Annotated in this window: 10 protein-coding genes and 2 pseudogenes; 9 read left to right on the top strand and 3 right to left on the bottom strand. The window is 49.2% G+C overall.

Features of this window, described 5'->3' with window-relative positions:
• Positions 1–1,100 (top strand): WD40 repeat domain-containing protein (locus J0895_RS14450; RefSeq protein ID WP_207088768.1); only part of this gene is annotated, 1,100 nt, incomplete at its 5' end.
• 164 nt (positions 1,101–1,264) lie between these two features.
• Here the strand turns inward: J0895_RS14450 and J0895_RS14445 are convergent.
• Complete coding sequence (locus tag J0895_RS14445; RefSeq protein WP_207088767.1) at positions 1,265–3,076, bottom strand: purple acid phosphatase family protein; 1,812 nt, start codon at positions 3,074–3,076, stop codon at positions 1,265–1,267.
• Between the two features lie 1,045 nt (positions 3,077–4,121).
• Between J0895_RS14445 and J0895_RS14440 the strand changes: the two genes are divergently transcribed.
• The 7 genes and pseudogenes from J0895_RS14440 to J0895_RS14415 all read left to right on the top strand — a co-directional run bounded on the left by J0895_RS14440 (position 4,122) and on the right by J0895_RS14415 (position 8,219).
• Positions 4,122–4,736, top strand: coding sequence for a VWA domain-containing protein (locus tag J0895_RS14440; RefSeq protein ID WP_207088766.1), 615 nt, complete (start codon positions 4,122–4,124; stop codon positions 4,734–4,736).
• Positions 4,733–5,119, top strand: a complete 387-nt coding sequence (locus tag J0895_RS14435) for a hypothetical protein (protein ID WP_207088765.1) — start codon at positions 4,733–4,735, stop codon at positions 5,117–5,119. Before J0895_RS14440 ends, J0895_RS14435 begins: the two co-directional genes overlap by 4 nt.
• Positions 5,116–5,337 (top strand): FHA domain-containing protein, encoded by a 222-nt coding sequence (locus tag J0895_RS25965; RefSeq protein ID WP_242541314.1) that lies wholly within the window; start codon positions 5,116–5,118, stop codon positions 5,335–5,337. Before J0895_RS14435 ends, J0895_RS25965 begins: the two co-directional genes overlap by 4 nt.
• Positions 5,338–5,349: 12 nt before the next feature.
• A pseudogene (locus J0895_RS25960) lies at positions 5,350–5,514 on the top strand (FHA domain-containing protein); the annotation flags it as partial.
• Complete coding sequence (locus J0895_RS14425; protein WP_242541313.1) at positions 5,511–6,359, top strand: PP2C family protein-serine/threonine phosphatase; 849 nt, start codon at positions 5,511–5,513, stop codon at positions 6,357–6,359. The pseudogene J0895_RS25960 and the gene J0895_RS14425, both read left to right, overlap by 4 nt.
• 50 nt (positions 6,360–6,409) lie before the next feature.
• Positions 6,410–7,138 (top strand): FHA domain-containing protein, encoded by a 729-nt coding sequence (locus J0895_RS14420; RefSeq protein WP_207088764.1) that lies wholly within the window; start codon positions 6,410–6,412, stop codon positions 7,136–7,138.
• 442 nt (positions 7,139–7,580) lie between these two features.
• A complete protein-coding gene (locus tag J0895_RS14415) occupies positions 7,581–8,219 on the top strand; it encodes a 4Fe-4S single cluster domain-containing protein (protein ID WP_207088763.1) in 639 nt (212 codons plus the stop codon).
• Positions 8,220–8,234: 15 nt separating this feature from the next.
• Here the strand turns inward: J0895_RS14415 and J0895_RS26985 are convergent, their stop codons facing one another.
• Positions 8,235–8,429: a hypothetical protein gene (locus J0895_RS26985; protein WP_422894336.1), complete on the bottom strand. Its 195-nt coding sequence runs from the start codon at positions 8,427–8,429 to the stop codon at positions 8,235–8,237.
• A 10-nt stretch (positions 8,430–8,439) separates the two neighbouring features.
• Positions 8,440–8,778: pseudogene (locus J0895_RS26980) on the bottom strand (DUF6972 family protein).
• A 658-nt stretch (positions 8,779–9,436) separates the two neighbouring features.
• Here J0895_RS26980 and J0895_RS14400 point away from each other — a divergent pair.
• A partial coding sequence (locus tag J0895_RS14400) for a protein kinase domain-containing protein (RefSeq protein ID WP_207088761.1) occupies positions 9,437–10,414 on the top strand: 978 nt, incomplete at its 3' end.

The raw sequence follows: 10,414 nt of genomic DNA, 5'->3' as shown, positions 1-10,414 counted from the left end.
GGACAACCCTGCGATCGCAGCAAGATGAACTCAGAAGCGCCAGCAATATGATTCAGCAACTAGAACAAGAAACCCGAGTTCTTCAGTCTCATCTGACCCAAATTTCCTCTTCTTTTAATCCTCATGCCTCTCCAGAGTCCCCTAATTTGGTCTCAACCCCAGTCTCCCCGGTGGAAGTTTTACAAACTCCCGGCATGGAATGTCAGGCCACTCTAACCGGCCATTTTCGCGCCGTCAGTGCGATCGCCTTAGATGCCGAGGGTCAACTCCTCGCCAGTGGCAGTTGGGACAAAACCATTAAACTCTGGAACCTCAAAACCGGCGAAGAACTTCTCACCCTAACCGGCCATTCTTACCCCGTTAATTCCGTCGCCATTAGTCAAAATGGCTGGACATTAGCCAGTGGCAGTAATGATAAAACTGTTAAAATTTGGAAAGCCCAAAGCGGACAACTTTTATTCACCAAAACGGGACATAAACAATGGGTAAATGCGGTCACCTTCAGTCCCGATGGCACCCTGCTTGCCAGTGGCAGTCTCGACCAAAGTATTCGCCTCTGGAATGGCATCACGGGACAAGAATTAGTCACCTTAACGGGACATTTAGCTGCCGTAACTTCCCTGGCAATTAGTCCGAATAATCGCATCTTAGCTAGTGGCAGTTTAGATAAAACTATTAAACTCTGGAATATCGAAACATCGGAAGAATTTCCCCCGTTATTGGGACATTCTGACGGGGTAACTTCCGTGGGGATATTTCCGGATAATTTAACTTTAGCCAGTGGGAGTTTAGATAAAACCATTAAACTCTGGGATATCAAAACAGCCACAGAGATTTGCACCTTAACCGGACATGGCGATCGCATCAATAGTATTGCCATCAGTCCCGCCGGAAAAATGCTAGTTTCTGCCAGTTCAGACCATACCCTGAAACTCTGGGACCTCAGAAGCAAACAGGAAATTCAAACCTTAACCGGACATTCAGATAGTGTCAATGCCGTAGCCATGACTGCTGATGGCAAAACCCTAGTCAGTGGTAGCAGTGATAAAACTATTAAAATCTGGCAAATGCCCGATTCTTTAGCGGCAGAGGGAAAGTGATTCTCAAAGTTGAAAAACCGGGTTTCTTTCCTCATTTTCGGTCCTAGTAAAACAGTTATGTTAGAAACCCGGTTTCTGTGGTAGGTTGAGAAATCGGGTTTCTTTCCTCATTTTTGGTCCTAGTCAAACAGTTATGTTAGAAACCCGGTTTCTTGTCCCAGGTTTTAGGGGGAGGATTTTAACTTAAACTCATCAAATTTAACCACCGTCGCACTGGGGTTTCGCGCATCAAAACGGTAACTACTGACAATCCCTGTATTCGTTTCAAAAATACTAAACGCAGAGATATCATTACTCGCAATATAGGGTAACGGTTGACCGTTGTCATCCAAAAGGGGAGAAAGGGTGGGAATCACCGGATCCAAGCCATTGGGATTGCCGGTGGCGGCATAGGTTTCTTGATAATTCTTCGGCACTTCTCGGGGATTATCTTCATCATGAGCCCCGTAACTGTTCCCCACATTAGAGGATTCCAAAAAGTGCATTCCACTGGAACTGACAAAGCGATTCCATAAGTGAGAATGTCCGTAAAAGACTAACTGGACTCCGGCAGATTCCAATAATGGCACAACATCCCGAATAATATAATCTTTGTCTTTCGGATATTCATAGCGCACCGTGATCCGCCCAATTCCATCTGATTCTAATCGTTGCACTGGATCGGTATAAGCTGGAACCACATTTCCCCCGAGGGAATGGGGGGGATGATGAAACATGACAATTTTATATTTAGCTTCGGTAAAGTCGGAACTGGCTAATTCTTGTTCCAGCCATTGATATTGGGGACTGCCTGGAGTAATCGGTTCAAAAATATGTTGTCCATATCCCCATTGTTCCGGTTGAGTTAAATGATCTGCTCGTTCTCGATATCGACCTTTGGTTTTGGGGCCGAGACTGGGATTGCGCCAGATATTCGTAATATATAGAACAACTAATCGCACATCGCCAAAGGTGACGGCGTAATAATTTTTGCCTTCTGAATTGGGGAGGTTAAAGATTTCATTAAAGGTGGTGGTATTAAAGGAGTTGTCAATTAACCAGCGATCGCGCAATACGGGAGAGTCTTCAGGATTGATTTCTTCACTCTTTTCCTCATACAGGCGATCGGCAATTGGACGGGGAAAGGCATCGATAAACTGCTCGGATAAATCTTTTTCTGTGGAAAAACGGCCCATCACTTCATGATTGCCGACGGTGGGAAATAGGGGCGCGTGTTGAATAATTTTACCCCCGGTATAAACTTGTTCCCCCGATTCGGATTTAAAGTTATACTGAGCGCGACCTTGCATGACGGGAAAGAAGGCATTTCCCCGATTGTCATCAAACCATTCCGAAGCGCGATCGGGAATATTGATTAAATCACCGGCATGAAACACCGCATCGACTCGTCCGATGGTTTCGACGACTTTTTGTAAATTAGCCGCAGTCATGGGCATTAACTGATGATCAGAAGTGAGCAAAATTTTCAAATCGCTACCCGGTTCAGGGTTGGCTGCCAGGGTGAAGCGATCGCCCTTGATTTCCACCTGGTCCTCCCGCAGACTCGTCACCCAATAGGGGACCCGCACCCCAGGGGTTAGTCCCGTAATCTCCGCTTCATGGCGCCAAATATCTCGGACTGTCGGTTTCGGATACACTGATCCATCTTCGGTTTGACTCCCGAAATGCGATCGCTCATCCTCCCGAGTCAGACTCAGTTTCGTCGTTGTTGCACCCACAAGGTTCGACCCATTTTCCCCATATTCGACCCGATGCTGAATCCCAGCAAACTCCGTAAACCACACCACCCGAACAGAATTGGAGGTGGGAAATTGCAGAAACGGATCCGTTAAAAGTTGGGGGGGAAATACCATTAGACTTAACCCAGGTGACAGGAGGACAAGACTGAGGGAACAGAAAAACAGCAGAATCAACAACCAGAGTTTGCGCGGGGTGCCGATCGCTGGTTGTAACGCTGAAGGTGGGGGAGTCAGCATGATTAGGGTTGAGAGAGGCTACAAGAATCGGGTAGTCTGAAAGAGGTCATGATTCGTTAAGCTGTTCGCCATTTAAATTGGGAAGGAATTTCAGCCCAAGTGCACCGGAGTGCCGCATATCTTTCGCCTTGGCTCAGGCTTTGCATCTTTCTAAGCTGTTGAGCATCCAATTTAAGTGCTTCTACAGCTTATCATGTTTAATAACATACCATAAAGTCACAAGCGAGCCTAAATCATGATGACAATCTATATATAGCGGTTCGGTGGACTCATTCGCTCTTGATAATTGAGGAGTGCAAACATCTTGCTCGCTCTTGATAATTGAGGAGTGCAAACATCTTGCTCGCTCTTGATAATTGAGGAGTGCAAACATCTTGCTCGCTCTTGATAATTGCGAGCAAGATGCTCGCACTCCAAAAACGTACCTCAGAACTCTGGTCACCGCTATATAATTCGGCCATTCAAAAATTGGCTTTGGCCTTAAATAAACCTAACATAGACAGATTGCCAGGGCCTGCGCATTGCCAGGGCCTGCGCATTGCGCCCCTACAAATACACCTTGACAGGGTTAGTTCTTCATCTCCTGTCATTTCAGGTTTACATCCACTGAGGAGAGGGGCCGGGGGTGAGGGGGGAGAAGCGATCGCCACAGTTCCGAGAGTCCCAATCCAATGGGATAGTTACGCACTTGACGGACGAGGGAGTCTTGGAGAGGGTCGGGAAAATTCCATCTAATTTCTATCTATCTTCCATGAATCTTCTATGGATTTCCCCAAACACCGTTGATAGGCTAATATCAATCACTTAGGCGTTAAGTTTTATATGTTTGACCTCCAACTGGACTGGGATTTACCCGCCAAAATAAGTTCTCAAGACACGCGCCATGTCCGGCTCGTTCGCCTCACCCCTGAAGCCAACTCGCCCCAATTGCCCCTCCAGATGGCGATCGCCCTCGATACCAGTTCCTCCATGAACGGGAACAAGCTAGAGGGGGCCAAAGCCGCTTGTCGGACCGTGATGCGCCAATTACGGGATAGCGATCGCCTTGCCTCTGGCAAGTTTCGCCACTGGAGTCTCTCCTCTGGGTCATCACAGCCACTCCCACAATACCCTAGAAGCCGCTATCGAGAGCTTACAAGCCGAAGGCGTGACCCGCACCGATTTAGCCTTAACCTGGTTACAGTCACAACTGCCTCCCGCCGCCGGAATTGCCCGAGTGGCTGTGCTGATTACCGATGGACATCCCACCAATCGGCAAGGTCGCACTCTGGAGGATACCATGCCTCTGGTGGAACGGGTTCGAGACTTTGCCAATGCGGGCATCACCCTGTTTACCGTGGGGTTAGGGGATGCGGCTAACTTTAATACAGATTTTCTAGTTCAGTTAGGCGATCGCAGTCGTGGCGGATTTCTCTACGCCGATGACCCCAGTCACCTAGAACCCCAATTGCCACAACATCTCAGCCGCTGTCAATCCATTGGTTTTGAACAGGTGCAACTAATTCTCACCCCCCTCAATCAAGCCTCCGTTGAGAGTTTCTGTCGCTACCGTCCCGACTATCTCCCCCTGGAAGAAACGGCCCCCAACGAACTGGTGTTACCCCCTATTTCCACCCGTGAACCCACCGATATTCTGATTGAGGTCCGAGTTCCCCCTTGAATGTTCATGACACCATTTCTGAGCAAGAAGTGCTGAAACTTCAGATCCAAAGTTCTGGGATAACCCCGATCGCGGCTAAAGTGGCGATCGCCCATACCCAATCCTACAAAGCCGCACAACAGGTCAATCGAGAAGTTGAACGCGATCGCCTCGGTTGGGACATCAACCTCAACAGCAGCGAACTCCCCCGCAGCCTAGACCCCAACCGCACCGGAGAACTGCTCACCAACATCCAAGTCGCCGCCTACAAATCCGGTCGTACCGATATCATGCAGCAAGCCGCCCAACAACTCCAAACCTTACAACAATCTGGACAACTCACCCCCGGTCAAGTCACCGGACTCTTACGTGACACGCGCAAAACAGGAAACCCCAACTCATGAATGGATTTGGACTTGATCCCGTCCCCGGACAACAGCGACTCAGCCCTGATAAAACCCTTCTCATCCTCCGCAACGGCCCCCAACAACAGCGACCAATTCCCCTCACTCAGATCCGCATCCTCATCGGACGCAACGACCCCCCTCACACCCAAGTAGACCTCGACCTCAGCGACTGCGAACTCGGAGACCCTCCTATGGTATCTCGCCATCATGCCTGATTACAATGGCAAGAGGGACAGCTCACACTTCGGGATTTAGGCAGTCGCAACGGCACCACCATCAACGGTGAAAAACTGCGATCGCTACCCGATCAGCCCTATTCTCATCCGGTTGTCTTACAACTGGGAAGCCGGATTAAATTGGGTAACCTTGAACTAGAAGTCATAAATTCATGATGAATAACTCATCTTCCCCTTCCCAACCCTTACAAGTGCAACATTTGCCCTGGGCGAGTCTCGCTTGGGTTTCCCATATTGGCAAGGTTCGTGAGGAAAATCAGGACCAGATTTTAGTCAAGACTTGGCCTGATCATGCCGCTATTTTAGCCGTCGTTGCTGATGGCATGGGTGGAGGTCGCGGAGGACAACGCGCCGCCCAACTGACCATTGAAACCTTTGAGAAATTGGTGGCTCAACCCTTACCCGAAAGTCGAGAAGACATCTATAACCAGTTATTAGCTAAGTTCTATGAAGCTGATGAGGCGATCCGTGACGAAGGATGCCAGAGTTTCCAACTGGTGGGGATGGGGTCAACAGTCGTCGCCGCGATTATTACCCCCCAAGATTATGTTCATCTCTATGCTGGAGATAGCCGACTGTATCATCTGCGAGAGAACGTACCTTTGTATAAAACCGCTGACGATTCCATTGTGCGGGTTTTACTAGAAATTGGCAAAATTACCCCCGAACAAGTCGCCACTCATCCCCGGCGATCGCAAGTCACCTCCTGTCTGGGAGGTCGTGAAGGAACCGGACAGTTTTCTATTGACCCGAAATGGCAAGAAGATAACGAAGTCTCTCCCCTGCGTTCCCTACAACCAAATGATATCCTGCTCCTGTCCAGTGATGGTTTACACAACTACTTCTCTGATGCAGAAATCCAACACCTGCGATCGGACCCGTCCTTCTCTCCTGAGACCCGCTTAACAGATTTACTTCAAAACGCCTTAGACCGAGGCGGAAAGGACAATATCAGTGCCATTCTGCTGTCGATTACCCCTGGGGTTACAAGCTCCAAATAGCGGAGTTAGGTTCTGGTAAACTAGGGGGGCGATCGCTCCGAGTTCATCTCATGCCCATGATTAACCTAATCCCCTATCTCATTATCCACTCCCCCAGCGGACAGCAAAACACCTTTGAACTGCGGGATATTTCCTATAGCATCGGACGACTCCCCGAAAACCAGATTGCCTTAACCGAAGACCCCGACCACCAAATTACCCGGATTAAACATTGCACCCTAACCCGAAACAAAGGTCAGTGGATCATCAGCGACCATAGCACCAACGGCACCCAAGTTCAAGTAGATCAGACCCTCTACGACCTTCACCAATCGGAAATAGCCCGGCAATCCGGTACAGTCATCCAGATCGGCCCCTGGCGGCTGACCTTCCATGACCCCAACACCACCCGAAAAAGCCAACGCCAGCCACAATCCTCCCCTCCCCTCCCTGTCCCATCGGAGGGCAAATTCATCTACAAAATCGCCCATGCCACCCTATACTACCAAAGCACAGGCCAACGCCAGCCCATTGACTGTCGTCCTCAAGTCAACCAGATGTTGACCTACATGGCACAAAGGAACCTAGATAACCAAGGTGAACCCATCGTCTGTCACTATCAAGACCTCATCGAAGCTATCTGGCAAAACGAAGAAAATCACAACTCCCTAGAAATCAACGGTCTTGCCCGGGAAATTCGCAAAATCTTGCAACAATACAGCCCCGAAACTGACCCCAACCACTCCTTAAAAACCATCCGCCGCCTTGGATATCTTCTGAATATCTCCTGTGAATGGTGACAGGTTTAGTCTCCAAATTCATCCTTAATAATTGGGAATTAATTATAACACAAACCGCACAATTTCACGGGAGCATCTCAATGAACGAACAGTTCACCCCCCGGACCGATGTCTTGAGGAGGGAACAGAGGGGATCTAACAAGAGTAGGTTTTTTATGCTCAAGTGTACCTCCGGTCCCCGGACCTTGCCAAGGGGAGGGTTAGGGTGGGGTCTCCACGTTAATACTTCACCCAGAATTGTCAAGGCGAAAATCTTAGCTATATCAGGCATTCAGACTGTTCCTAACCTTTCACGCCGTCACCCCACCCAACCCGGACCGATGCCTTGGGGAGGGCTTTCGGACCCCACCCTAACCCTCCCCTTGCTAAGGGGAGGGGACCGGAAATGCTCCCTAATATCACAAACTAAAACAGTCCAAAAAAACTATTCTTTACATCAACCATGACTACTAACCTCCAGATTTTCCGACGGCAATCGACCGTGCAAGTTCTCGGTCCCGGACAACGAGCCGTTTTATGGGTTCAAGGCTGTCCCTTCGCCTGTCCGGGCTGCATTGTCCCCGAATCCTGGGATGCTCGCGGCGGGGAAACCCTGACCATCCAAGAACTCGCCCATTGGATTCTCGCCCAACCGGACATCGAAGGCATTACCTTCTCCGGTGGCGAACCGATGATGCAAGCCGACCCCTTAATCCAACTGATTGATACCCTCCGCCAACAGCGAGAGCGAGGCGTGATGTGCTATACGGGATATCGCCTGGAAACCCTCCAGCAGCAAGGAACCGACGCACAACGGCAACTATTGCAACGACTTGATTTACTTGTAGATGGACAATACCGCCAAGAGGAACATGATAACCTCCTCTGGCGGGGGTCTCGGAATCAGCGGTTATTGTTACTCACATCCCGATATCAAGCCACCGTCACCCAACAGTTAGCGCAGGGGGATAATTCAGCCGGTTTGAGCTTTGTTTCCGCGACAAGCGGGGAAGTTTACTTTACAGGTGTTCCCGCCATAGCCGCCTTTCGCCAACAGTTTGAAACCGAAATGCAACAACGGGGAATCCGCATTCGGGTTTAAAGATTATGCCTAAAACTACAAATTCAAACGACCTTCGACGGGTTCGTATTCGTCTTCCAGGAGCCAGTTTTGAGCGTCTTCGTAGGCACAACTGGCAAAAATGAGAGCGTAGTTTTGAGCGGGGTCAAGAATTTCACAGTTGCCGCGATTGTCACCCCGCAGCAGCAGGACATAAGGCGGATTTTGCAGGGGGTCGAGCCATATTTCCACGAATTCCCAGTCATGTGCGACTGGGGCGGGTACGGGGGATGACGTGGTATCGATTGTTGGAGTCGATTTTAAGTTCACCATAGTACAAAGGGGTTCGTTCAAGATTGGGGCTAAGGCGATCGCCAATCGGCTCAGTGAATAACATACCATAGCGTTTATAGCCTCGGATTTCACCGAGATATTCACCTTATTCGATGATAGCCGTTGCAACTCGTTCCATTGTAGCGAGGTCAAGGAAAAGGTGAGCAGCAAGACCGCGTTGCAAAAGACGTTGAGATTGGGGCGTATTGGGAAGATGTTTAGCAGTGTGGCGTGGGTCAAGTTCGATGGGATCAGGAATACCAGTCATAGCGGGTTAAGACAATCGCCAATGGGAAGACTTTCCGCATTTTAAACCTCTGTTACCCAAAGTTGAAGCCGTAGAGTGGGCAGGTTACCTCAACTCCTGTGGTCAATCACCGATTCCCCGAACCTCTCCACCCCACCAATTCCATCTAATTTTCATCCAACTTCCATCTATCTACCATAGAAATTCTCCCTCAACCCGCCTAAGCTGGACTTATCGCCATCACCCACCACTGGGTTAATCGAGTATATTCACAAATACCCAGACTCCGGCGAGATATGCTACACCCGATTTAGACATTAAGTTAATCGGAGTGCTAGGGTTGCTGAGTTTCAGCAGCCAGTTTAAAGCACTAGCCCTAAACGGGTAGCCCTGTCAAGGCGTATTTATAGTAGGGGCGCAATGCGCAGGCCCCTACAAGAAACCACGATTTTTCGTCATTAAATGAGGCACCAATTCAGAGCTAGGGTTTGAACCCTATAGAGTCTTGAAGAAAGAACGAAAACTCGTGGGATTGCACCTTGACAGGGCTACCCTAAAGGGGTGACTACAAACGTTCGTAATGACTCCTTGAGTGAGTCATCTTGATGTAAACACCTTGACAAGGCTACAGTTAAAGCACCCATGCCAACCCGTAAAATTCGTCTTAAAGGTTAGAATCGTGAACCAATTTCAAATGCTCTATAAAATGCTCATTGGAGCCGTGATTGAGAACAAATACCATCTCCGAGAATTCTTGGGGGCCGGAGGATTTGGCGCAGTCTTTCTAGCCGATGAAGTGGTTCGCGATCGCATATTACGACAGGTCGCCGTTAAAATTATTCCCGATAACGACAACCGACAACTCATCGAGTTAATGGAAGCCACTCGCCTCGACCATCCTCATCTGATTCGCTCCCATACCGCCGGGGCATCAAGGTTTAATAACATTGACCTGTTATATTTAGTCATGGAACAGGCAGAATATTCCCTACAAAACCGACTTGAAAAGGGGAAACTCTCCGTGACCGAAACCCAAAAGTTGATTACCGAGGTAGCGGCGGGATTGGACTATCTACACCGTCAGAATAAAGTGCATCGTGACCTAAAGCCCGGAAACGTTCTCTGGGTAAAAGACACCTGGAAAGCCTCGGATTTTGGCTTAATTCGCAGCTTAGGAAACCAGAGTTATGCCCAAACCTCAAATCCCATTGGCACCATTGCCTATATGCCTCCAGAAGCCTGGGGGGACAAGAATCGCATTTCCACAGCCTGGGATATTTGGTCATTGGGAATTATGATTATCAGCGCCGTGACAGGGAAAATTCCTTATCAGTTTGATGGACAAACTCAACTGCTGAGGGAGGTGATGAATTGCCATCTCAACTTACCGCGAATTCCGTCAGAATTGTCGGGAATTGTGCAGGGATGTTTGCAGCAGAATCGACGGCAACGCTGGGCGGCTCAACAGGTGTTGCAGGCGCTTAATCCGACTTCCCAAAAAACTTATCGGTCTCGTCAGGGGCTTTCTCATCCCTGGAAGTTTCGTTGGGTGCTGGGAGGTTTTTACCATGATTTTCGTGTGGCGTGTGAGGGTGTCTTTTGGTTTTCGAGGTTGTTGGCTCTGGGTTGTGGTTTGGGTTTAGTTGTAGTGGGTTTG

This window comes from Phormidium pseudopriestleyi FRX01 (assembly GCF_017313335.1).
GTDB classification, from domain to species: domain Bacteria; phylum Cyanobacteriota; class Cyanobacteriia; order Cyanobacteriales; family Laspinemataceae; genus Laspinema; species Laspinema pseudopriestleyi.
Note: the sequence above shows the minus strand (reverse complement) of the source record. Positions and strands in the feature narration are given on the sequence as shown.